This window comes from Methylolobus aquaticus, from assembly GCF_054172105.1.
Map to the genome: position 1 here is coordinate 147,056 of NZ_JBSYXP010000001.1, position 21,613 is coordinate 168,668.

At 63.5% G+C, this 21,613-nt stretch carries 23 protein-coding genes; 16 read left to right on the forward strand and 7 right to left on the reverse strand.

All coding sequences use genetic code 11. The features are described 5' to 3' along the window. Positions 1-14 precede the first annotated feature (14 nt). The 9 genes from rplT to ACW73L_RS00695 all read left to right on the forward strand — a co-directional run bounded on the left by rplT (position 15) and on the right by ACW73L_RS00695 (position 9,159). Positions 15-362 (forward strand): 50S ribosomal protein L20, encoded by a 348-nt coding sequence (gene rplT, locus ACW73L_RS00655; RefSeq protein WP_129882585.1) that lies wholly within the window; start codon positions 15-17, stop codon positions 360-362. A gap of 122 nt (positions 363-484) precedes the next feature. Continuing rightward, on the forward strand, positions 485-1,483 hold the full coding sequence (gene pheS / locus ACW73L_RS00660; RefSeq protein WP_498919832.1) for a phenylalanine--tRNA ligase subunit alpha: 999 nt from the start codon (positions 485-487) through the stop codon (positions 1,481-1,483). A gap of 30 nt (positions 1,484-1,513) precedes the next feature. Further along, on the forward strand, positions 1,514-3,892 hold the full coding sequence (pheT, locus tag ACW73L_RS00665) for a phenylalanine--tRNA ligase subunit beta (protein WP_498919378.1): 2,379 nt from the start codon (positions 1,514-1,516) through the stop codon (positions 3,890-3,892). 4 nt (positions 3,893-3,896) lie between these two features. Beyond that, positions 3,897-4,223, forward strand: coding sequence for an integration host factor subunit alpha (locus ACW73L_RS00670; protein ID WP_129882582.1), 327 nt, complete (start codon positions 3,897-3,899; stop codon positions 4,221-4,223). A 97-nt stretch (positions 4,224-4,320) separates the two neighbouring features. Continuing rightward, the gene (locus ACW73L_RS00675) at positions 4,321-4,743 is read left to right on the forward strand and encodes a secondary thiamine-phosphate synthase enzyme YjbQ (protein ID WP_498919379.1); all 423 of its coding nucleotides are present in this window, start codon (positions 4,321-4,323) and stop codon (positions 4,741-4,743) included. Positions 4,744-4,841: 98 nt separating this feature from the next. Next, positions 4,842-5,873 (forward strand): N-acetyl-gamma-glutamyl-phosphate reductase, encoded by a 1,032-nt coding sequence (gene argC, locus ACW73L_RS00680; protein WP_498919380.1) that lies wholly within the window; start codon positions 4,842-4,844, stop codon positions 5,871-5,873. Further along, complete coding sequence (prmB, locus tag ACW73L_RS00685) at positions 5,870-6,829, forward strand: 50S ribosomal protein L3 N(5)-glutamine methyltransferase (protein WP_498919381.1); 960 nt, start codon at positions 5,870-5,872, stop codon at positions 6,827-6,829. Before argC ends, prmB begins: the two co-directional genes overlap by 4 nt. A gap of 25 nt (positions 6,830-6,854) precedes the next feature. Beyond that, positions 6,855-7,955, forward strand: a complete 1,101-nt coding sequence (aroC, locus tag ACW73L_RS00690) for a chorismate synthase (protein ID WP_498919383.1) — start codon at positions 6,855-6,857, stop codon at positions 7,953-7,955. A gap of 28 nt (positions 7,956-7,983) precedes the next feature. Beyond that, entirely contained in the window at positions 7,984-9,159 is a 1,176-nt protein-coding gene (locus ACW73L_RS00695) for an MFS transporter (protein ID WP_498919384.1), read from the forward strand. A gap of 180 nt (positions 9,160-9,339) precedes the next feature. Here the strand turns inward: ACW73L_RS00695 and ACW73L_RS00700 are convergent, their stop codons facing one another. Then, on the reverse strand, positions 9,340-9,921 hold the full coding sequence (locus ACW73L_RS00700) for an FxDxF family PEP-CTERM protein (protein ID WP_498919385.1): 582 nt from the start codon (positions 9,919-9,921) through the stop codon (positions 9,340-9,342). A 422-nt stretch (positions 9,922-10,343) separates the two neighbouring features. Here ACW73L_RS00700 and dapC point away from each other — a divergent pair, with 422 nt between their 5' ends. The 7 genes from dapC to ACW73L_RS00735 all read left to right on the forward strand — a co-directional run bounded on the left by dapC (position 10,344) and on the right by ACW73L_RS00735 (position 15,126). Beyond that, complete coding sequence (gene dapC, locus ACW73L_RS00705; protein ID WP_498919386.1) at positions 10,344-11,543, forward strand: succinyldiaminopimelate transaminase; 1,200 nt, start codon at positions 10,344-10,346, stop codon at positions 11,541-11,543. 5 nt (positions 11,544-11,548) lie between these two features. Further along, positions 11,549-12,364 carry a 2,3,4,5-tetrahydropyridine-2,6-dicarboxylate N-succinyltransferase gene (dapD, locus tag ACW73L_RS00710; RefSeq protein ID WP_498919387.1) on the forward strand — a complete coding sequence of 272 codons (816 nt, stop codon included), beginning with the start codon at positions 11,549-11,551 and terminating at the stop codon, positions 12,362-12,364. Between the two features lie 76 nt (positions 12,365-12,440). Beyond that, positions 12,441-12,848, forward strand: coding sequence for a hypothetical protein (locus tag ACW73L_RS00715; protein ID WP_498919388.1), 408 nt, complete (start codon positions 12,441-12,443; stop codon positions 12,846-12,848). Between the two features lie 117 nt (positions 12,849-12,965). Beyond that, entirely contained in the window at positions 12,966-13,178 is a 213-nt protein-coding gene (gene tatA, locus ACW73L_RS00720; protein WP_498919389.1) for a twin-arginine translocase TatA/TatE family subunit, read from the forward strand. A gap of 6 nt (positions 13,179-13,184) precedes the next feature. Continuing rightward, positions 13,185-13,523: a Sec-independent protein translocase protein TatB gene (tatB, locus tag ACW73L_RS00725; protein ID WP_498919390.1), complete on the forward strand. Its 339-nt coding sequence runs from the start codon at positions 13,185-13,187 to the stop codon at positions 13,521-13,523. Then, complete coding sequence (gene tatC / locus ACW73L_RS00730; protein WP_498919392.1) at positions 13,516-14,286, forward strand: twin-arginine translocase subunit TatC; 771 nt, start codon at positions 13,516-13,518, stop codon at positions 14,284-14,286. Before tatB ends, tatC begins: the two co-directional genes overlap by 8 nt. A 120-nt stretch (positions 14,287-14,406) precedes the next feature. Beyond that, a complete protein-coding gene (locus tag ACW73L_RS00735) occupies positions 14,407-15,126 on the forward strand; it encodes an SAM hydrolase/SAM-dependent halogenase family protein (protein WP_498919394.1) in 720 nt (239 codons plus the stop codon). A gap of 52 nt (positions 15,127-15,178) precedes the next feature. Here the strand turns inward: ACW73L_RS00735 and ACW73L_RS00740 are convergent, their stop codons facing one another. From ACW73L_RS00740 to hypF, 6 genes are all read right to left on the reverse strand, one after another. Continuing rightward, a complete protein-coding gene (locus ACW73L_RS00740) occupies positions 15,179-16,174 on the reverse strand; it encodes an HAD family hydrolase (protein WP_498919395.1) in 996 nt (331 codons plus the stop codon). A gap of 131 nt (positions 16,175-16,305) precedes the next feature. Next, entirely contained in the window at positions 16,306-16,623 is a 318-nt protein-coding gene (locus ACW73L_RS00745; RefSeq protein WP_498919397.1) for a hypothetical protein, read from the reverse strand. Positions 16,624-16,768: 145 nt separating this feature from the next. Beyond that, the gene (gene ypfJ, locus ACW73L_RS00750) at positions 16,769-17,629 is read right to left on the reverse strand and encodes a KPN_02809 family neutral zinc metallopeptidase (RefSeq protein ID WP_498919399.1); all 861 of its coding nucleotides are present in this window, start codon (positions 17,627-17,629) and stop codon (positions 16,769-16,771) included. A 107-nt stretch (positions 17,630-17,736) separates the two neighbouring features. Beyond that, positions 17,737-18,108 (reverse strand): small metal-binding protein SmbP, encoded by a 372-nt coding sequence (gene smbP, locus ACW73L_RS00755; RefSeq protein ID WP_129882565.1) that lies wholly within the window; start codon positions 18,106-18,108, stop codon positions 17,737-17,739. 140 nt (positions 18,109-18,248) lie between these two features. Continuing rightward, the gene (gene hypE, locus ACW73L_RS00760; RefSeq protein WP_498919401.1) at positions 18,249-19,268 is read right to left on the reverse strand and encodes a hydrogenase expression/formation protein HypE; all 1,020 of its coding nucleotides are present in this window, start codon (positions 19,266-19,268) and stop codon (positions 18,249-18,251) included. Between the two features lie 58 nt (positions 19,269-19,326). Next, positions 19,327-21,603, reverse strand: coding sequence for a carbamoyltransferase HypF (hypF, locus tag ACW73L_RS00765; RefSeq protein ID WP_498919402.1), 2,277 nt, complete (start codon positions 21,601-21,603; stop codon positions 19,327-19,329). Positions 21,604-21,613 lie beyond the last annotated feature (10 nt).

Here is a 21,613-nt window from a genome sequence, read left to right on the forward strand (position 1 = left end):
TCTGAGGAGGCGGTATGCCTAGAGTCAAGCGCGGAGTCACCGCGAGAGCCAGACACAAGAAGGTCCTGAAGGCGGCCAAGGGTTACTACGGTGCCCGTAGCCGCGTTTATCGCGTCGCCAAACAGGCGGTCATCAAGGCCGGTCAATACGCGTATCGCGACCGCCGTCAGCGCAAGCGGCAGTTCCGTGCTCTGTGGATCACCCGCATCAACGCCGCCGCGCGTGAATGCGGACTGTCGTACAGCCGTTTCATGGATGGCTTGAAGAAGGCTTCGGTCGACATGGACCGCAAAGTGCTGGCTGACATCGCCGTGCACGACAAGACCGCCTTCGCGGAGCTGGCGCGCATCGCCCAAGGCTGACCTTCCTTTCTTTCTCGCGCAGCGGGTGAGCGCACTGACGTTCGCCCCGTGTGCGCTTCCTTCTCGATTCAACCAGACCCCCAGAGAGCAGGGCGGTGCATCCATCCCTCGATGATCTCTACCTGCAGGCCCGGCAGTCGCTGGAGTCGGCCGAATCCCTAGGCAAACTGGAGCAGATCCGGGTTCAGTACCTCGGCAAGAAGGGGCTGCTGACCGAGCGTCTGAAGGGCCTGGGTCAGGCGACCGACGCCGAGCGGCGCGATCTGGGACGGCAGTTGAACGAAATCCGCGACCGCCTGCAGAGCGACCTGGAGAACGCCCGCGAGGCGCTCGAGCAGCGTGAACTCGCAGCGCGGCTTCGCAGCGAGCGGATCGATGTGTCTCTGCCCGGCCGGGGCAGCGAGACGGGTGGTCTGCACCCGGTCACGTTGACGATGCGGCGGATCTCCCGGCTTTTCCGTAGTGTGGGCTTCGAGATCCATGAGGGACCGGAGGTCGAGGACGATTATCACAACTTCGAGGCCCTCAATATCCCAGCGCATCACCCGGCGCGGGCGATGCACGATACCTTTTATTTCGATGCGCACACGTTGCTGCGCACCCACACGTCGCCGGTGCAGATCCGTGTGATGGAGTCGAACCAGCCGCCGTTGCGTGTGATCGCGCCGGGGCGGGTCTATCGCTGCGACTCGGATCTGACCCACACGCCGATGTTTCATCAGGTCGAGGGGTTCTGGGTCGACGAACAGACCAGTTTTGCCGACCTCAAGGGAATTCTGTACGAGTTCCTGAGCCTGTTTTTCGAGCGGCAGATCGCCATACGGTTCCGCCCGTCCTACTTTCCCTTCACCGAGCCCTCGGCCGAGGTCGATATCGGCTGCGTCATGTGCGATGGCGCCGGTTGCCGCGTCTGCGGCGAGAGCGGCTGGCTGGAGGTCATGGGCTGCGGGATGATCCATCCCCGGGTGTTCGACTTCGTCGGCATCGATCACGAGCGTTATACGGGCTTCGCCTTCGGGCTGGGTGTTGAGCGCCTGGCCATGCTGCGTTACGGGATCAACGACCTGCGCCTGTTCTTCGAGAACGATCTGAGGTTCCTTCGACAGTTTCCGCCGTTCTAGCGGCGTTGCCAGCAGTTTTCGGACGGTATCATGCGACTCAGTGAACGGTGGCTCAGGACCTATGTGAACCCCGCGGCGGATAGTGGCCAACTGGTGCACCAGTTGACCATGGCCGGTCTGGAAGTCGACAGCGCAGTCCCGGCAGCGCCGGCGTTTTCCGGTGTCGTCGTGGCGGAAGTCGAAGCGATCGCACCGCACCCGCAAGCGGACCGACTCAAAGTTTGCCAGGTCGGCATCGGTGCGGCGGAGCCCCTGCAGATCGTCTGCGGTGCACCGAATGTGGCGGTGGGCATGCGCGCACCCCTGGCTGTCGAAGGTGCCCGGTTACCGGGCGGCATGGCAATCGGCCGGTCGAAGCTCCGCGGCGTCGAATCGCAGGGCATGCTCTGCTCGGCCAAGGAACTGGGATTGGAGGATAGTGCGTCGGGCCTGTTGCCACTCCCCGCTGATGCCCCAGTCGGCCAGGATTTCCGTGATTACCTGGACCTCGACGATCAGGTCCTGGAAGTCGACCTGACCCCAAACCGTGCCGACTGCCTCAGCGTGGAAGGCATTGCGCGCGAGGTTGCCGTGCTTTTTGGGGAGGCGGCGCCGGAGCCGGTGTCGCCATCCGTCCCGGCCGTCGGCAGCGAGGTCTTCCCGGTTGTCGTGACGGCGCCGGAAGCCTGCCCCCGTTACCTGGGCCGGATCATCCGGAACATTCGTGGCGGCGTCGTCACGCCGCTGTGGATGAAGGAGCGCTTGCGCCGTTGCGGGGTACGATCGCTGGATCCCGTCGTCGACGTGACCAACTATGTCCTACTGGAACTCGGGCAGCCGCTGCACGCCTTCGATCTGGCCCGACTGAAGGGCGGGATCGAGGTCCGCTTTGCGCGCGCCGGAGACCGTCTGACCTTGCTGAACGACCAGACCGTCGAGCCCGATCCGGACACGCTGGTGATTGCCGACCGCGAGCGCCCGCTGGCCTTGGCCGGCATCATGGGCGGTCGCGATTCCGCCGTGACGACCGAGACGCGCGACCTGTTCGTCGAGTGTGCCTTCTTTGCACCGACGGCGATCAGCGGGCGCGCGCGTCGCTACGGCTTGGCGACGGAGTCATCGCATCGCTTCGAGCGCGGCGTCGATCCCGAACTCCAGATGCGGGCGATTGAGCGTTGCACGCAGTTGATCATCGATCTGGTCGGCGGCGAGCCCGGTCCGGTGTTCGACGTCAGTGAACCCGGCAGTTTGCCGGTGCGCGACGAAATCGTCCTGCGCGCCGATCGAGTCGAAAAGGTGCTTGGGCTTGCGATCGACGCAGATTTGGTCGAGAGCATCCTGCGACGCCTGTCGATGCAGGTGTCGAGGCACAGCGATGGATGGAGCGTCCGTCCTCCCAGTTTCCGCTTCGATATCACCCGAGAGATCGATCTAATCGAGGAAGTGGGGCGGGTCTACGGTTACGACCGCATTCCGCAGCGGGCGCCAATTCTACCCGCCACGATGCAGCCGGCCACCGAACACCGGCTCGACGCCGACCGGTTTCGGGATGCGCTCGTCGACCGCGGATATCAGGAAGCGATCACTTACAGTTTTGTGGAGCCCACGCTGCTGCAGCGTCTGGAGCCGGACGTTCCGTCACTGGCGGTCAAGAACCCGATCTCCGCCGAAATGGCCGTGATGCGGACGACCCTGTGGGCGGGCTTGCTGGATGTCGCGCTGAAGAATCAGGCACGCCAGGAATCGCGCGTGAGGCTATTCGAGGTCGGCACGAAGTTCATCAACGCCCCTGAGGGCTTGCGGCAACCGAACGTCCTGGCCGGTCTGGCGATGGGGCCGCGACTGCCAGAGCAATGGTCCGAGGCGGCGGGTGAAATCGATTTCTTCGACGTCAAGGGTGACCTCGAGGCGTTGTTCGTCCTTTCTGGCCGTGCCATCGAGTTGAGCTTCGTTACGGCCGAACATCCGGCACTGCACCCTGGGCAGACGGCCGCCATTCTGATTGCAGGTCAGCGTGCTGGTTGTCTGGGGATGCTGCACCCGGCGTTGCAGAAATCGCTCGGGTTTGGGCAGAACGTTTTCCTCTTCGAACTCGAACTGGGCGAGAGTCTGGGGCGTCGGGTACCCCGCTTCACGCCACTGTCGAAATTCCCACGCGTTCGCCGTGACCTGGCCGTCGTCGTCGATGAGGTCATTACGAGCGCAGACGTGGTGGCTTGCGTGAGGGCCGCCGGGGAAGATCTCATCCGCCGCGTCGTACTGTTCGACGTGTATCAGGGCACCGGCATAGCGGCCGGGAAGAAGAGCATCGCGTTCGGCCTGATCCTCCAGGCGGACGATGAGACATTGACGGACGCGCGCGTCGACCAGGTCGTAGGACTGGTCATGGAGCGGTTAACTACTGAACTGGCTGCCGAATTGAGGGCTTGAACCGATGGCACTGACAAAGGCCGATATGGTCGAAAAACTGCTCACCGAGGTCGGACTCGGTCGGAAGGACGCGAAAGAACTTGTTGACGAGTTCTTCGAAGCCATAAAGAGCGCACTCGCCTCGGGCTCACCGATCAAGCTGTCCGGATTCGGGAATTTCGATCTCCGCGACAAGCGGCAACGACCTGGCCGGAATCCGAAGACCGGCGAGGAAATCCCGGTCACCGCACGCCGTGTCGTCACCTTCAAGGCGGGCCAGAAACTCAAGGCCCGCGTCGAGCAATCCCGACTCGAACCGCCCCCGCACCAGCGTGACGAGAGCGCGGGCTGACAGCGATGCCAGGCCATGCTCCAGCCGGTCGTGGAGGGCGCGCCCCAGTGGAGCACGCACGCGAATTGTTCGGTGACTGTCGCGGTTAGTCGTTAGCATGCGGGCGCTGCTCCGGCTGGAATCGACGGCCCGGGAACAGTTGATCGACGTGACCCGCCAGGTGAGCGATCTCGTCGCGCAAAGCGCGGTCCGCGATGGTATCGTCGTCCTTTACGCTCAGGGCGCCACGGCCGCGATCATGATCCAGGAAAATTGGGACGACAGCGTTCCGCGTGATGTCCTGAGCCTATTGCGACGTCTTATACCCAAGGGTGTCTGGCAGCATGACCAGCAGGACGGGAATGGGGATGCGCATCTGAAGGCGGGGCTTGTGGGGCCCTCGGAGACCATTCCGGTCATCAATGGCCGGCTGGGCCTGTCACGCTGGCAAAACGTTTTCTTTTGCGAGTTCGACGGGCCGCGCTCGGAGCGCACGATCGTCTGCACGGTTATTTCCGACCGGTGCGGATCGAGCGGCTGATGTCTCTTCGTTGCGCGTGTCCTGTTGCGGCTGCAGACAGGTCCTCTGTGCGCCCGGTCTTCACGACGCGGAAACATTAGCTAGAACGAACAACGACTATGGTCGACATAGGCATCGTCGGAGGTACCGGGTACACCGGCGTCGAATTATTGCGCTTGCTTGCGCTGCATCCGCAAATCCGCATCACCGCCGTCACGTCGCGCGCCGATGTCGGCCGCCCCGTGGCGGAGGCCTATCCGAATCTTCGCGGTGCGGTCGATGCCCATTTCGTTCCGGCCGAGGTCGCGTCGCTGATGGATTGCGATGTCGTGTTTTTCGCCACGCCCAATGGCACCGCCATGCGGATGGCGCCTGAACTGCTGGCACGCGGCATCCTCGTCATCGACCTCGCGGCGGATTTTCGTCTTACCGACCCTGACACCTGGGCAGACTGGTACGGTGAGCCGCATGCGTGTCCGCAGCTATTGCCTGAAGCCGTGTACGGTCTGCCCGAGGTCAATCGGGAGTCCATCCGCGCCGCTCGCCTGATCGCGTGTCCAGGTTGTTATCCGACGGCGGTTCAGCTCGGCTTTCTGCCGTTGTTGGAGGCGGGCCTGATCCGGTTCGATGGACTCATCGCAGACGTCAAATCAGGCGTCAGCGGTGCGGGGCGCAAGGCCGAGTTGCCCCTGCTGATGAGCGAGACCGGGGAGAGCTTCAAGGCCTACAGCGCGGCGCGTCACCGCCACTGGCCGGAGATCGTCCAAGGCCTGGAGCGACTGGTCGGCGCGCCGGTCGGCTTGACGTTCGTGCCGCATCTGTTGCCCATGATACGTGGTATCCACGCGACGCTGTATGCCCAACTCGCCGATTCGGCCGCTGATCTTCAGCAGGTCTTCGAAACCCGGTATGCGGACGAGCCTTTCGTCGACGTACTGCGGCCTGGTTCCCATCCCGATACGCGTAACGTCAAGGGTTCGAATCGTTGTCAGATCGCCGTTCATCGTCCGCAAGGGGGCAGCACCGTCGTGGTGTTGGCGGTGATCGACAATCTCGTGAAGGGAGCCGCGGGCCAGGCAGTGCAATGCATGAATCTGGCGTTGGGCTGGGGCGAGGATCTCGGTCTGCGCGGTATCGGGTTGTACCCATGACGAACGACTCTCGGACGACGGTCGTCGGAACCTTGGCGACGATTCGCGACTACATTCGGTGGGCCTCCAGCCGCTTCGCCGAAGCGGGATTGTGTTTTGGCCATGGCACTGCGACCGCATTCGATGAAGCCGCTGCGCTGGTCCTGCATACGCTGCACCAACCACATGATTTGCCGGCGATCTACCTCGGGGCGGCGTTGACGCGGGACGAGCGCGCGTGCATCGTCGATCGGGTGGAGCAGCGCATCGCGGAACGCAAGCCGCTGGCTTATCTGCTTGGCGAGGCCTGGTTTGGCGGACTCGCCTTCCGAGTCGACGAGCGCGTGCTGGTGCCGCGCTCCCCACTGGCCGAACTCATCCTGAATCGTTTCGTGCCCTGGGTCGATCCCGCGCAGATCCAGTCGGTGCTCGATTTATGTACAGGCTCTGGCTGTATTGCGATCCTGTGTGCGCATGTCTTCCCGGAGGCAGCCATCGATGCGGTGGACGTATCTCAGGAAGCCCTCACCGTCGCCAGGGAAAACGTACAGCGCCACGGCGTCGAGGACGCCGTCGAGTTGATCGACTCCGATCTGTTTGCCGGTCTAGGGGCCGCTCGCTACGACATCATTGTCAGTAACCCGCCCTATGTCAGCCGCGGCGAGTGGGAATCCTTGCCAGCCGAGTACCACGCGGAGCCTCGCCTGGGGCTTGAGTCGGGCGAAGATGGACTCGATTGCGTGCGTCAGATCCTCGTCGGGGCAATCCATCATCTGAACCCCGAGGGCGTTCTCGTCGTCGAAGTCGGCAGTAGTGCGGAAGCCCTGATGGCGGCGTATCCGACAGTGCCGTTCACCTGGCTGGACTTCGAGCACGGCGGAGACGGTGTATTCCTGCTCACTGCCCGGGAACTCGCGGAACATCGGGTTGTCTTCGAGTCCGGCGCGCAGCACTGCGGGGGCACGCCGGGTCCATGAATCACTCGCGACCACGGAATTTCTGATGTCCGGCAACACGATCGGCAAGCTCTTCACGCTCACGTCCTTTGGCGAGAGCCACGGTCCTGCGATTGGCTGTATCGTCGATGGCTGTCCACCCGGACTGCCGCTGACCGAGGCGGATTTGCAGGTCGAGCTGGAGCGCCGGCGGCCGGGCAAGAGCCGCCACACGACGCAGCGGCGTGAACCGGACGAGGTGAAGATCCTGTCGGGTGTCTTCGAAGGCAAGACCACCGGGGTGCCCATCGGGCTGCTGATTGAGAACGTCGACCAGCGTTCCAAGGACTACGGCAATCTCGCTGAAAGTTTTCGGCCCGGCCACGCCGATTACACCTACCACATGAAGTACGGGACGCGCGATTACCGCGGGGGCGGGCGCTCATCGGCGCGGGAAACCGCGATGCGGGTGGCCGGCGGTGCGATTGCCAAGAAGTACCTTCGGACGCGCCTCGGCATCGAGATCCGCGGTTATCTGGCGCAACTTGGCCCGATTCGGGCCGAGCGTGTCGTTTGGGATGAGATCGAAAACAACCCGTTCTTCTGCCCGGACCCGGATCAGGTTCCGGCGCTCGAAGCCTACATGGACCGGCTCCGCAAGGAGGGCGATTCGATCGGTGCGCGAATCACGGTCGTCGCGACGGGGGTGCCGCCCGGACTGGGTGAGCCGATCTTCGACCGGCTGGACGCCGAGCTTGCCTATGCGCTGATGAGCATCAACGCCGTCAAGGCCGTCGAAATTGGCGACGGGTTTGCTTGCGTCGATACCAAGGGTACGGCGTTTCGTGACGAAATCACCCCTGAAGGCTTTCTGAGCAACCATGCAGGCGGTGTGCTAGGGGGCATATCCACGGGTCAGGACATCGTTGCCAGCATCGCGCTGAAGCCGACGTCCAGCCTGCGGCTGCCCGGTCAGACGATCAACGTTCGTGGCGAGCCGGTCGAGGTCGTCACGACCGGTCGCCACGACCCCTGTGTCGGCATCCGCGCCACGCCGATTGCCGAGGCAATGATGGCGCTGGTGCTGATGGATCACTGGCTGCGCCATCGCGCACAGAATGCCGACGTCGAGATCCCGTTGCAGGCGGTCCCGGCCGGCCGGTCGTGACCGTTCCGGGCAGTCTTCTCGGCGGCGGATGACCGGACCGCAGGCGCTTCCGTACTGGCGCCTCTCCGGCTTCTATTTCTGGTACTTCACCGCGCTCGGGGCGTTCCTGCCCTACTGGAGCCTGTATCTCGCCGCGCTGAACTTTTCGGCCGCGGAGATCGGGCAACTCATGGCGCTGGTTGCTGGAACTAAGGTCATTGCGCCGAATATCTGGGGCTGGCTGGCGGATCGGACGGGCGCCGACCTGCGGCTGATCCGATGGGCGGGCTTTGCCACCGTCCTCGCCTTTACGGCGCTCCCGTGGCGCGCCGGCTTTTGGTGGTTGTTCTGGATAACACTGGCCTTCAGCTTCTTCTGGAATGCCTGTCTGCCGTTGTTCGAAGCGCTGACGCTGCGACAACTGGCGGGTCAGGTGGAGCGCTACAGCCAGATTCGCGTCTGGGGCTCCATCGGGTTCATTCTGGCGGTCATGCTGCTCGGATCGGCCCTCAGCCATGATCGGCTGACGCTGGCGCAGTTGCCGATCGTGGTGGGCCTGTTGCTCGGCTGCGAGTGGCTTGCCAGCCTCGTGATCCCGAACCGCGGCGCTCCGGCTTCGCGGCACGGTGACCGCTTCGTAAGGACCCTCTGGCGCAGGGAAGTGGTCGCGTTTTTCGGCGTTGTGATGCTGCTGCAAGCCTCGCACGGACCGTACTACGTGTTCTTCTCGATTTATCTCGAAGATCGGGGTTTCGATCCGGAGCAGATCGGACAATTCTGGGTGCTGGGCGTTCTAGCGGAGATCGCCTTGTTCGTGTCCGCACCACGCTTGCTACGACGTTACACGCTGCGTCGAATCCTGCTGGCGAGCCTGCTGTTGGGGGTAATCCGCTGGCTGTTGATCGGGTGGGCGGTCGAGAATGTCGCCCTCCTTTGCTTGGCCCAATTGCTACATGGCGCGAGTTTCGGTGCGACGCACGCAGTCGGCATCCAGCTGACGCAGTCCTACTTTTCAGGCCGTCATCGCAACAAGGGACAGGCGCTCTATAGCAGTGCGAGCTTTGGGTTGGGCGGTGCCCTGGGAAGCCTGCTCAGCGGCGAGGCCTGGGGGCCTTTTGGCGCGGGTAGCGTGTTTTCGGGTGCCGCGGCGGCATGCTTGTTGGCGTGGCTGATCGCCTGGTTATGGGTGGATCGGCGGAGGCCGGGCTTCTCGGCTGCACGGTGATCGGGAGAAATCGAAGTCCCAATCTATACGGGGTTTCGATTCCATCCGGGTTAGAGGGCGCGATTCCCGGTTAACCGACGGCGCGCATATCCACGACCGTCGGTTGCTGATCAATCCGGTCCTGCGCCAGCCCAGCCCCCGGGGTTGAGTAACTCCGGGCGCCGGGTCGGACCCTTCGCCTCAGGCGGGCAGGGCGGTCAGCGGGGTTTTACTCTCGACTGCCAGTTGCCGCTGTTTGCGACGAACCTGATAGCCCATGAGGCCGGCGCCGAGGATCATCAGCGCCCATTCTTCCGGCTCTGGCACGGGAGCGGCAATTGCGCCGGCGCTGAACTTATAGGCGCCGCGACCGAAGCTCGGCTTCAGCTTGCCGCTGATGCGAACCTGATACGAGCCCTCGTCCAGGTTGCCGGCGAAACTCGCAAGTCGGCCGCCACGCACACGAGCGATCACGTTGTTCTCGTTGTCCAGGAGCTTCATCCGGACGCTGCTCCACTGGACCTGCTTACCGAGCTTGCCGCCACCGAACATCCGGGTCAGATTGACGTCCGCATCCTTCGACAGGTCGAACTTGAAAGTGTCACGGAAGTTGCCGTGGGTCTTGTTGGCCCTGACGACATGACGCCCTGTGTTGCCGGAGGCGGTACCCACTGTGCTCGGGGACAACAGGTCACCCATCTGGTAAACCTTGGCACTGGCCGGTGCCGCCAGTACCAGCGCAGTTGCAACGATGAACGCTTTTCCGAGGAACGCGTGCTTCATGAATTTCTCCACATTCGCGGGTTGATGAACGTTTTTTTTAGGCACCTTGAGTTGCATCTGGCACCGTTGCGCACCATACAGCGAGGAATGTGCCAACGTTAAAAACTCTATATAAGACAGTACACAAGTTCGGTATTTGGGCGAGATGGGCCTTGCGAACGCCCTGACTGTAAAGTTTTCGAACAGCCCCTGCGCGAAAAGCGCAGGTAACGCCCGGAAGGCGAGCCCGGGGGCTGCGAGGACAGGTACCCGAGCGACCTCTCCGTCGTAGCAGTTTCCTGCCGCGCGTTCGGCAGATCCGCAGCCATGGAACCCGTTGGTGCGATCCTCTATACTTGCGGCCCTGCAGGTAACCGGCCCCCTTCTGCCGCGGTTGAGCCGGGATTTCGCGCCCGCTGCGCGCGGCTGATCATTGCCTCAACATGAATCCGCGACTGTCCGCTCTTCAGCCCTATCCCTTCGAACGACTCGGTGCGCTCAGGCAAGGCGTGACACCGCCTGCGGGATTGCGGCCCATCGCGCTCTCCATCGGCGAACCCCAGCATCCCACGCCCACGCTCATCAAGGATGCACTGGTTGCGAATCTGGGTGGTCTGAGTCGCTATCCGGTAACCAGGGGGCAGCCAGAGTTGCGACAGTCGATTGCGTCGTGGTTGACCCGCCGGTTCGAGCTGCCGACTCAGGCCGTCGATCCGGAGCGACACGTGCTACCGGTCAACGGTACCCGCGAGGCCTTGTTTTCGTTCGCGCAAGCCGTGGTCGATGCGGCGCGGCGACCGTTGGTGGTGATGCCCAACCCCTTCTACCAGATCTATGAAGGCGCGGCTCTGTTGGCAGGCGCGACGCCGTACTTTGTCAACGGAGGAGCCGAAGCGGGCTTTCTGCCGGAGTTCGATGCGGTGCCGGCTGTGGTCTGGCAGCGGTGCGAGTTGCTCTATGTCTGTTCTCCGGGAAACCCGAGCGGTGCGGTGCTGAGTACCGCAGCCTTGCAGCGATTGATCGCACTGGCCGATCGCCACGACTTCGTGATCGCATCGGACGAGTGCTATTCGGAGATCTATCGGGACGACAACGCCCCGCCTCCCGGCCTGTTGAGCGCGGCGGCTGCGATGGGCAACACCGACTTCCGGCGTTGCGTCGTATTTCACAGTTTGTCGAAGCGCTCGAATGCGCCCGGCCTGCGTTCCGGTTTCGTGGCGGGAGACGCGGACATCATTCGCCAATACGGTCTTTACCGAACGTATCACGGTTGTGCGATGTCTTTGCCGGTGCAACATGCCAGCCTCGCCGCCTGGGAAGACGAATCGCATGTGCAGGAAAACCGGCGGTTGTATCGCGAGAAGTTCGCGGCCTTCCGCAGCGTGCTCGGGGAACTGCTGGATGTATCGCAGCCCGAGGGGGGGTTCTATTGTTGGACCCGAACCCCCGGCAGTGACCAACAGTTTGCCCGCGAACTATACGCGGAACAGAATGTGACCGTGCTGCCGGGAAGTTTCCTGTCTCGGGTAGCGCACGGTCGTGACCCCGGCGCCGAGTACGTCAGAATGGCCCTTGTGGCGTCCCTGGATGAATGCGTCGACGCGGCGCATCGCATCGCCCACTTTGTCAACAGTCGCGGATGAGTCTTATGTCCCTCGAAACCATCATCGAAAAGGCCTTTGAACAGCGGTCGGAGATTACGCCGGCCACGGCGTCCCCGGAACTCCGTGAGGCCGTGGGGGAGTCGCTGCAGCTGCTGGACAGCGGGCGGGCCCGGGTCGCGGAACCGACGCCTGCCGGCTGGGTCGTGCATCAATGGCTGAAAAAGGCCGTTCTGCTGTCATTCCGGATCAACGATAACCGAGTCATGGATGGTGGCGAGACGCGCTATTTCGACAAGGTAGAGCCCAAATTCGGTAGTTTCGGCCCTGATGATTTCCGCCGGACTGGAGCTAGGGTCGTGCCGCCGGCGGCCGTCCGGCAGGGCGCCTACATCGCGCCGAACGTCGTGCTGATGCCGTCGTTTGTCAACATCGGCGCGTTCGTTGATTCGGGCACCATGGTCGATACCTGGGCCACGGTCGGGTCCTGTGCGCAGATCGGCAAGAACGTGCACCTTTCCGGTGGTGTCGGCATCGGGGGCGTGTTGGAGCCGCTGCAGGCCGCGCCGACTATCATCGAGGACGACTGTTTCATCGGCGCACGCTCGGAAGTGGTGGAGGGCGTCATCGTCGAGCGTGGCTCGGTGATTTCCATGGGCGTGTACATCGGGCAGAGCACGAAGATTTATAATCGAATGACTGGTGAGGTTAGCTACGGGCGCATCCCGGCCGGCTCCGTCGTCGTCTCGGGCAACCTGCCTGCCCAGGATGGTAGTCACAGCTTGTACTGTGCTGTAATCATCAAACAAGTTGACGAAAGAACCCGCGGCAAAGTGGGGATCAACGAATTGCTCCGAGATTAGTCTTTGCGCCGGTTGGCGTAGATTGCATGCCGGTTGCGGCGAACAATAACGAAATTGACCGAGAGGGATAGGATTGATGAAACGGGCGATGTTCCTGAGTTTCGCGGTGATGGCAGCCTCCCAGGCTTATGCCGCGACCGACCATTACCTCCGCCGAGACGGTGGTCACGTGCAGCACCTGAAGATCACGACGATCGGTGACGAGATCAATGCCGCCATGGATGTGGATTTCGAACCGAATCCGGAGGAAGCCGCGCGTGGCGTCAAACCGTGCTCGGTCGATGTCGAGGGGGAGGCCAAGAAAACCGGCGACAAGACGATCCTTTTGAAGAAGCAGATCCCCGGCGAGGCGCATTACTGTTCGGTCGAAATCACGCTGGATGGCGATGCTGCAAAGACGAGGCAGTCGGAAGAGTGCCGCTACTTCCTTGCCAACTTCTGCAAGTTTGATTCCGAAGGGAAGTCATTGCTGAAAATCAAATAGTCGCCCGTTTTTGCGTGGATTTCTATCTGGCTTTGGTCGGCCTCGCTGGCGAGTTCGGGATTTCGTTCCGGTCAACGATCGCTGCCGCACCGAGCTAACGTCTACCAAGGTGATGTCATGGGTTTAGGTGTCTGGGAATTGGTACTGATCTTTCTGATCGTTCTCGTGATCTTCGGTACGAAGCGGTTGCGCAACATCGGCGGTGACCTGGGTGGTGCCATCCGCAGCTTTCGCGGCGCAATGAGCGAGAGCGAGGACAAGGCCGAATCGGGCCGCACGATAGATGCCGAAGCGGTCAAGGAGGATTCCGACAAACCGCGGAGCCCCTAGCCGGCGATGTTCGAAATCGGCTTTTGGGAGATGGTGCTGGTCGGAATCGTCGGGCTCCTCGTGTTTGGTCCCGAAAAGCTGCCGCGTGTCGCGCGCGAGACGGCCCTCTGGGTCCGTAAGGCGCGATCCATGGTTTCGTCGGTGAAACAGGAGATCGATCAGGAACTGCAGGTCCAGGATCTTCGCGAATCTCTGAACAAACAGCGGAAGGCGCTGAGCAACGTCACCATCGACGGTTTGGTGGACCGCTTGTCAGTCGAGAAGCCACAGTCTCCAGTCGAGTCTGGGCGGGTCGACGCTACCCCCGAGCCATCCCGCGTCGAGGGGGTAACGCGCGATGGTTGATGGCCATACACCGGACGATACCGCGCAGAGCTTCGTCTCGCATCTGGTCGAACTCCGGGATCGTCTGCTGCGATCCATTGTCGCGATCCTGCTGATCTTCCTTGGCCTTGCCTACTACGCCAACGACATCTACGCCTTTCTGGCTGGCCCGCTGCTGAAGCATATGCCGGCCGGTACGCAGATGATCGCGATCGAAGTCGCATCGCCCTTTTTTACGCCATTCAAACTGACGCTGGTGGTCGCCTTCCTGGCAGCGATCCCTTATGTCTTGTACCAGGCCTGGGCCTTCATTGCCCCGGGTCTGTACCGGCATGAGCGCCGTCTGATGTTGCCGCTGCTGGTAGCCAGTACGCTGTTGTTCTACGGCGGCATCGCCTTCGCCTATTTCGTCGTGTTCCCTCTGCTATTCGGTTTCTTGACTGCCGCCGCACCGAAAGGGGTCACGATGATGACTGACATCACGCGTTATCTCGATTTCGTACTGACCTTGTTCGTCGCCTTCGGTGCGGCGTTCGAAGTCCCGATCGCAACGATCCTGCTGGTCTGGAGCGGGGTCGTCGATCGCAAGAGCCTGGGCGAGAAGCGCCCGTACATCATCGTCGCCGCGTTCATCGTGGGTGCGGTGCTGACTCCCCCGGATGTGGTTTCGCAATCCTTGCTGGCCATTCCGATGTGGCTGTTGTTCGAACTGGGCCTGGTGTTCTCGCGCTTCTTCGTTCCCGCCCGCACCGTTGACGACTCCGTGCAGATCGGCGGTGGCTGACTCGGGGAGGGGAGGCGCCGATCTGGGTGCGGCGAATTTCCCGGAGCCTGAAACCAGCCGGATAACGAGACCGCGGTCCAGGGTTTCGCTGGACCAATGCGACCGGCCTCGCCGCCGCGCATGATTTTCCTGTTCACCGACTTCGGCGACGAAGGACCCTATCTGGGCCAGATGGAGTCGGTCCTCCTGCAACACGGTAATCGGGACATCGTGCGCCTGATGAACGATGCCCCGCGGTTCGACCCGGCCGCCGCCGCATTCCTGCTGGCTGCGCTGGTGCCTTTCACCCCGCCGTCGAGCGTGATTCTAGGAGTCGTCGATCCAGGGGTGGGCGGCGAACGGTCCCCGGTCGCGCTCGAGGCGGATGGCCGATGGTTCGTCGGTCCCGACAATGGCCTCTTCAACACCGCAGCGGCCCGCTGCCGACAGCCAGCCTGGTTTCGCATCGACTGGCGCCCCGGGTTGTTGACGCCGACCTTCCATGGGCGCGACCTGTTCGCGCCGATCGCGGCCCGCATCGCGCAGCGGGATTTTACCTGGGCGCACACGCCCTATGCGGGTCCCGATCTGACGGCCTGGCCCGACGAATTCGATCGCGTGATTTACTTCGATGCCTACGGTAACGCCATGACCGGACGGCGTTACCTCCCGACGTTCGGTGGACGGAGACTTCGTGTCGGATCGCACTGGCTGGAGGAGGCGCGTACCTTCTCTGCGGTGGAGGCGGGCACGGCGTTCTGGTACTGCAACTCGATCGGCTTGATCGAGATCGCCGTCAATCGCGGTTCCGCGAGGGCAGTTCTCGATCTGTCTTTGGGTATGGCGGTGGTTTTGGCGTGATGCCGTCCCCAGCCGGCCTGTGACGACGGCCGGCCGGGCAGAGCCGTGGATGTCATCGGTCGAACGCGAATACCTTCGCCCAGTCGTCCCGGATACTCACGACGGGCCAGCGCCGGCGTTTGGCTTCGTCCAGCGCCAGTTCGAGATGACCCACGCTGGCCTCCCGGTCGTACGCGTATTCGCGGGCTGCGTCGGTATGCCGAATCAAACCTACGAAGCGCGGACCCGAGCCGCCCGAAGTCCATTCCAGCATCTGTAGATCCCCGTCGGCGTTGCCGAATGCCATGAGGGGCCGGCGGCCGATCTGTTGCTGGATGCCGACCGGCTTTGCGGCGTGGCTGTTGATGAAATCGATCTCCGGCAGGCGAACCAGGAGCGATTTTCCCTCCGCCATCTCAAATTTCAGTTTGACGCTGCTGCCGATCACGCGCTCCGGCGGTATGCGGTAGACCCGCTCGGACCAAACCCGAATGAAATCCGCACTGCCGCCGGACACGATCCAGTTCTTGAACTCATGACCCTCGAGGTAGGTCAGCAATTCGAGCATCGGCTGATAGGCAAGTTCGCTGTACGGTCGACCGAAACGCGGGTGCCGAGCGTGCGCGAGCCAGTCCTTCACCGCCGCATCGAATTGATCCGTCGTCAGGCCGGAGTGCGTAGCGATCGTCAGTTGCTGCAGTGCGATGGGTCCCTGGCGGGCGAGGCTGGCGTAATTCCCTTCGAGGGCGGCCTTGAATGGCTGCTTGCTGGGCCATCCGGGAAAACGTGGAGCGAGCGTGCGCAAGCGCTCTAGTACGAAAACGAATTGGGGGTAGATGGGCTGTTCGACCCAGAGTGTGCCATCGTGATCGAACACCGCAATGCGTTCTGGAACGGGCACGAAATCGGGGCTGTTCGGACGTGTCACGCGTTCGACGAAGGCCATGATCGCCTGCTTGTTCACACCCGCAGTCCAGGCCGGTAGCGGATCGACTGCGCCAGTCTCTGCCGCCCACGCAGGCGGCAGGCTCAGGCTGAGCAACAGGAACATCAGGCATCGAAACGGCATGTTGGCTTTCCTATCCATCGTGTTTTCGAGCCGACAGGCGTCAGCGGTCCGTCAGAGTCGCCGAACCGCCGCCTGGCCGGCAGCAGGTACATCTCCGGAGTACCGCGGTCGGCGGGTTCCCCGGCCTGAATTCAGGGATATGCGTCGAGCTGCTGCTGCAAATTCTGTGGATCCTGTTGCGGAGCTGAGCAGCCGCAGGCGGCTCTGACCAGATTGACCATATTGTCCCCGGAGAACTCGCCGGAGGGTCCCGAACAGTTGATCCCTTCCCCGTCGTCGGCGATGGTGCAGGTGATGGATCCGCCGTTGTTGGCACAGCGGCCTTGTACACCTCGATCCGTTCCGAGTTGGGCCGGGCGCTTGTCTACGAGCGTACAGGCCTCGGTAGAGGTGGAAATGACCCAGCCGGTCAGGATCAAGGCCGCGAGATTCGAGAAATGCGTAGTCATGGGACTTCTCCGTGTGTTCGGGGGCCGGGGGCATGACGCACGCCCGTAACGATAGGCCAGGGTTCCTGGCTCTGCCGTCGCGGCACCGCCGGCCACGGCCTCGTATGGCGGGCTTGCTCTGGATGCGTGGCTGAAGCCCACAAAGTCAACGCCCAAAGGTATCACAGGCCTGCAGACGGCCTTCCTTCAAACCGAGCCGAAACCACTTGGCCCGGTCGGCGGAACTCCCGTGAGTGAAGCTCTCCGGAACGACGTAACCCTGAGTCCGGCGTTGCAGGGTGTCATCACCGACCGCCGCTGCAGCGCGCAGTCCGTCCTCGATATCGCCGGGTTCCAGGATGTTTCGCAACTCATGGGCCCGATTCGCCCAGACGCCCGCCAGACAGTCGGCCTGCAGCTCCAGCCGGACTGAGAGTTGGTTCGCCTGGGCCTCCCCGGATCGCTGCTGCAAAGACTGCACCTTGTCCGAAATTCCCAGCAATTTCTGGACATGATGGCCTACTTCATGCGCCAGCACGTAGGCTCGGGCGAAGTCGCCCGGGGCTCCGTAACGGTGTTGCAGTTCATCGAAGAAACGCAGATCCACATAGACCTTCTGGTCGAGTGGGCAATAGAACGGCCCCATCGCTCCCTGCCCGAGGCCGCAGGCCGACGGAGTGGCGCCCGTATAGAGCACCAAGGCGGGTTTGCTGTAGCGTGCGCCCAACTCGTCGAAGATCTGCTCCCAGACGCGTTCGGTGTTGCCCAGCACCTTGGCAACGAAGATCGAGGCCTCATCCTTGGGCCCGGGACGAGCTGGCGTCGCCGCGGTCGAGTGTTGCTCGACGACCTGTCCGCCGACGGACAGGAAGCCGAGGATCAGGCGCGGATCGATCCCGAAGTACGCCGCCACGAGGGCAATGACGATCGCCCAGATGCCAAGCTTGCGCTTTCCGAAGCCGGTCGCCGGCCCGGAACCGCGCCGGTCCTCCACATTCGTACTTTCGGATTCATCTTCCAGTCGCATCCTTCGCTACCTCGGTCGGGTTGAATGTCTGTGACGCGGCAGGATCGCTCAGGCGCGCCGTATTGGCAACCGCTCTGCCGTGGGCCTGTTCTGCGATCGGTCGTCGGCTAGGGGACTGGAGCGGGCGTTGCACCAGCCGCATCGTGCGCCCGTTCCAGGTGCGCCTTGGCATCCGATGCCGTATCGGTCGCGCTGGTCGCATTGTAATGGCTGGCATGGTCGATCGCGTTCTTGAGTTCCGCCTCGCCTTTTTCCAGGTGCTCGATGACCTCTGGTTGCTGCGCATGTGTTTCCTTCGCCGCCTCGATGTGCTTCAGCGCCTCGGAGGCATGTTCCCGGATCGATAGCGAGTCACCGGGTGCATTTGCCGCATCCTGCGCATGCTTCAGGGCTTCCTCGGCGTGTTCCGCCGCGGTGGCGCTGGACAGTCCCGCCAGCAGGATAAGGGCGGTGCCGGTGAGTGTAAGCGCAGTGTTCATCTCGACCTCCTCGGTTCGTCGTTGTGCGTCGCGGCTTCCTCCCACTGCGTCGGGATGCAGGTCGGAAGCCGGGCATGATCATATGTCCGAAGGTGGGTGAGGAGCCAGCGCCACGCCGGCGCCGCGCCGCGGTTCTGACATCAACAGATTCGCGGCAGCGGGTCGTCCTCGAGTTCTTCCAGGATGCGCTCACCGCCCAGCGGCGTCTCCAGCACGACGCTGGGACGCCCGGCTGCGATCTCTCCGATGATCGCGGCATGCCGGTGCCCGAGGCTACGCAGCGCGGCCAGTGCCGCCGTTGCCGCTTCGGGTGAGACTACCGCCGCGACACGACCTTCGCAGGCCAGGTAGCAGGGATCATAGCCCAGCATGTCGCAGACCGCCCGCACCGGGGGGCGGACCGGAATCCGTGCTGCCTGGAGTCGTACCGTGTGGCCCGTGGTTCGGGCGATTTCGTGGGCGACCGTGGCGATGCCGCCGCGCGTGGGATCCCGCATGAAGCGCAGTCCCGGGCCCTTGATCAGCGCCTGAGCGATCGGCAGCACGCTGGTTGCATCCGACCGGAGGTCGCCGCTGAGCCCGAACTGCTCGCGCGCGAGCAGCACCGCCGTGCCGTGGTCGCCGACGGGGCCGCTGATCAGGATGATGTCGCCGGCACGGATCCGGTCGAGGCCCAACTGCAAGCCATGGGGTCGGAGCCCGACCCCGGTCGTTGCCAGATAGAGTCCACCGCCCTGGCCGCGTCCGACGACCTTGGTATCGCCGGCCACGATACGCACGCCGCTTTCCCGGCTCGCCTCACCGATACCGTGAACCAGCCGCTCCAGTGTCGACAGGCTCAGTCCTTCCTCGATGAATGCATTGAGCGTCACGTAACACGGGGTCGCACCCGACACCGCGAGGTCGTTGACGGTGCCGTGAATTGCCAGGCTGCCGATGTTGCCGCCCGGAAATTCCAGCGGATCGACCGTAAAGCCATCCGTCGTGATCAACCACTCGCCATCCCCGGATAAGTCAGGCAACCGCACGGCGTCGGCGTTGGTGTCGAGGTCGGGATTCCCGAGGGCCGGCGCGAAGACTTGTTCGATCAGTTCGCGCATCAGTCGCCCGCCGTTGCCATGGGCCATGGTGATGAAGCTGCCGTCGGGTGTCGTTGTCATGAGATGCTCAGCAGTGTCAGTGAGAGTCGCCGCGCCGTCGATGAGCCATTCGCTTTGGTCAGACCGGGCTGGCGCGGAGCGCCCTGTTGCGGGCACCGGCCTCGATGATCTGCCCATAGGCGATCCCGGCATCGTTGCCGGGAATCTCTTTCGGCAGCAGTGTTTCGAAGCCGGCGGAAGTCAGGTGGGAAGTCGCCTGCTCGGTCAGCAGCCGATTCTGGAAGACGCCGCCTGTCAGGCCCACCCACCCGATGCGATGCCGCGTGCGGACCACGCAAGCCAGTTCGGCGATGGCCTGTGCGAGGCTGGAATGGAACAGCGAGGCACGCTGCGACGCACTTCTGCCTCGATCGACAAGCCGCGGGATCAGGGGTGCCCAGTCGATGACGAGGACGCCCTCCCGATCGGGCTGTAACGGCAGCGCAACACGCTCGTCCGTGGGGGCGGCGAGCGCCTCCAGCGTCATCGCGGCCTGTGCTTCGTAGCTGGTCGTCGTGGACACTCCAAGCAATGCGGCGGCGCCATCGAACAAGCGGCCGGCCGAATGAGTGATCGGGCTGTTCATCCCGCGCTCCCAGGCTTGTCGCAGCAGTCCACTCGGCTCCGGGCAGGCGTGCCAGTCGAGCCCCTGTTCCCAGCACAGTGCCAGGGCGCAGCGCCAGGGTGCGCGGCTGGCCAGCTCGCCGCCCGGCAATCGGAAAGGACGAAGCGTGCCGACACGCTGCCAGGCGCCCGGCCGGCCCAGCAGGGCCTCGCCGCCCCATAGACGGCCGTCCTCGCCGTAACCGATGCCATCCCAGGTAAAGACCAGGATGTCCTCCGACAGACCGAATTCACCCGCCAGGGCCGCAGCGTGCGCGTGATGATGGAATACGCGCTCCACTGGCAGGTGACTGGCACGTGTCCAGCGTGCCGAGCGGTACCCCGGATGGGCATCGCAGACGATGCGTGTCGCGCGCTGCGCATACAGCGACTGCAATGCGTCTATGACCTGCTCGAAAATGGCTTCGCTCCGGGGCGATCCGAGGTCGCCGACATGCGGCGAGATCACCACGCGGTCGCCGAAGCCCAGGGCGACTGTATTCTTCAGATCGGCACCCAGCGCGAGTGTTGGTTCGGCCAGCGCGAATGGCAGGGCATACTCGGCGGGAGCGTTTCCTCGGCCGAGCCGCAAGGGGCGCGGGCTTCCGGCGATACGGCGAAAGACCGCATCGTCGGCCGGTCGCCTGATCGGCCGGTCGTGATGCAGAAACGCGTCCGCGACCGATCCCAGACGTTGCTCGGCCTCATCGCAGTCGGTGAGCACCGGTTCGCCGCTGATGTTCCCCGAAGTGGCCACGAGCGGAGCGCCATAGTCCTCGCACAACAGATGGTGCAGCGGGCTGTAGGGCAGCATGACACCGACCTCGGTGAGGCCGGGAGCGATGTTCGGTGCCAGCGGCGACGGGCTCCGCTTGCGGACCAGCACGATGGGCCGCAGCGGCGACACCAGTATTCGCTGCTCGCTCGCATCGGGGTGCGCGATCTCCATGACGCGGTCGAGCCCATCCGCCCCCTGCCACGGCACCAGCACCGCAAGTGGCTTCGCGGGCCGCTGCTTGCGTTCGCGCAGCCGCGCGACCGCCGCTTCGTCGGCCGCGTCGCAGAGCAGGTGATAGCCGCCGACGCCCTTGATGGCAACGATGGCGCCCGACCGCACGGCGGCCAGGCAGGCAGCAAGCGCGGCTTCGTTACCAACGACCTTGTGTGCCCCGCGGGCGCGAAACGAAAGGCTGGGGCCGCAGTTGGGGCAGGCGAGGGGCTGGGCATGGTAGCGGCGGTCGAAAGGGTCCAGATACTCGGCGCGGCAATCGGGGCAGAATGCGAACCTGGCCATCGCGGTGTTCGGCCGGTCGTACGGTAGCCGATCGATCAGCGTATAGCGTGGTCCGCATTGCGTGCAGTTGATGAACGGATAGCGATACCGCCGCTGGGCGGGATCGCGCATTTCCGCCAGACAGTCTTCGCAGACGAAATAGTCCGGCGGAATCCGGCCGGCAGCGCCGTCGCTAACTTCGCTGGCTTGTATCTCGAACTCTCGAAAGCCCAGGGTGGCCGCCTCATCGACCGCGGGCGGCATGACCCGGGACAGCGGTGGCGCACGTTCGGACAGTTGCCGCACGAAGAGGTCGAGCACTCCCGCGCACGCTTCCGCGTGAATCTCGACACGCCCGGCGCGATTCCGTACCCACCCGGTGACTTCGAGTTGACGGGCGAGGCGGGCCACGAAGGGGCGGAAGCCGACCCCCTGGACGCGTCCTTCGACCGTGATTAGACGGGCGAGCAACTCACCCATGGCGGCGGTC

Bases quoted from the DNA above. Each gene is read 5' to 3' on its own strand.
- rplT (WP_129882585.1), top strand. From the start codon at position 15: ATGCCTAGAGTCAAGCGCGGAGTCACCGCGAGAGCCAGACACAAGAAG.
- pheT (WP_498919378.1), top strand. From the start codon at position 1,514: ATGCGACTCAGTGAACGGTGGCTCAGGACCTATGTGAACCCCGCGGCG.
- ACW73L_RS00670 (WP_129882582.1), top strand. From the start codon at position 3,897: ATGGCACTGACAAAGGCCGATATGGTCGAAAAACTGCTCACCGAGGTC.
- ACW73L_RS00675 (WP_498919379.1), top strand. From the start codon at position 4,321: ATGCGGGCGCTGCTCCGGCTGGAATCGACGGCCCGGGAACAGTTGATC.
- argC (WP_498919380.1), top strand. From the start codon at position 4,842: ATGGTCGACATAGGCATCGTCGGAGGTACCGGGTACACCGGCGTCGAA.
- prmB (WP_498919381.1), top strand. From the start codon at position 5,870: ATGACGAACGACTCTCGGACGACGGTCGTCGGAACCTTGGCGACGATT.
- aroC (WP_498919383.1), top strand. From the start codon at position 6,855: ATGTCCGGCAACACGATCGGCAAGCTCTTCACGCTCACGTCCTTTGGC.
- ACW73L_RS00695 (WP_498919384.1), top strand. From the start codon at position 7,984: ATGACCGGACCGCAGGCGCTTCCGTACTGGCGCCTCTCCGGCTTCTAT.
- ACW73L_RS00700 (WP_498919385.1), bottom strand. From the start codon at position 9,921: ATGAAGCACGCGTTCCTCGGAAAAGCGTTCATCGTTGCAACTGCGCTG.
- dapC (WP_498919386.1), top strand. From the start codon at position 10,344: ATGAATCCGCGACTGTCCGCTCTTCAGCCCTATCCCTTCGAACGACTC.
- dapD (WP_498919387.1), top strand. From the start codon at position 11,549: ATGTCCCTCGAAACCATCATCGAAAAGGCCTTTGAACAGCGGTCGGAG.
- ACW73L_RS00715 (WP_498919388.1), top strand. From the start codon at position 12,441: ATGAAACGGGCGATGTTCCTGAGTTTCGCGGTGATGGCAGCCTCCCAG.
- tatA (WP_498919389.1), top strand. From the start codon at position 12,966: ATGGGTTTAGGTGTCTGGGAATTGGTACTGATCTTTCTGATCGTTCTC.
- tatB (WP_498919390.1), top strand. From the start codon at position 13,185: ATGTTCGAAATCGGCTTTTGGGAGATGGTGCTGGTCGGAATCGTCGGG.
- tatC (WP_498919392.1), top strand. From the start codon at position 13,516: ATGGTTGATGGCCATACACCGGACGATACCGCGCAGAGCTTCGTCTCG.
- ACW73L_RS00735 (WP_498919394.1), top strand. From the start codon at position 14,407: ATGATTTTCCTGTTCACCGACTTCGGCGACGAAGGACCCTATCTGGGC.
- ACW73L_RS00740 (WP_498919395.1), bottom strand. From the start codon at position 16,174: ATGCCGTTTCGATGCCTGATGTTCCTGTTGCTCAGCCTGAGCCTGCCG.
- ACW73L_RS00745 (WP_498919397.1), bottom strand. From the start codon at position 16,623: ATGACTACGCATTTCTCGAATCTCGCGGCCTTGATCCTGACCGGCTGG.
- ypfJ (WP_498919399.1), bottom strand. From the start codon at position 17,629: ATGCGACTGGAAGATGAATCCGAAAGTACGAATGTGGAGGACCGGCGC.
- smbP (WP_129882565.1), bottom strand. From the start codon at position 18,108: ATGAACACTGCGCTTACACTCACCGGCACCGCCCTTATCCTGCTGGCG.
- hypE (WP_498919401.1), bottom strand. From the start codon at position 19,268: ATGACAACGACACCCGACGGCAGCTTCATCACCATGGCCCATGGCAAC.
- hypF (WP_498919402.1), bottom strand. From the start codon at position 21,603: ATGGGTGAGTTGCTCGCCCGTCTAATCACGGTCGAAGGACGCGTCCAG.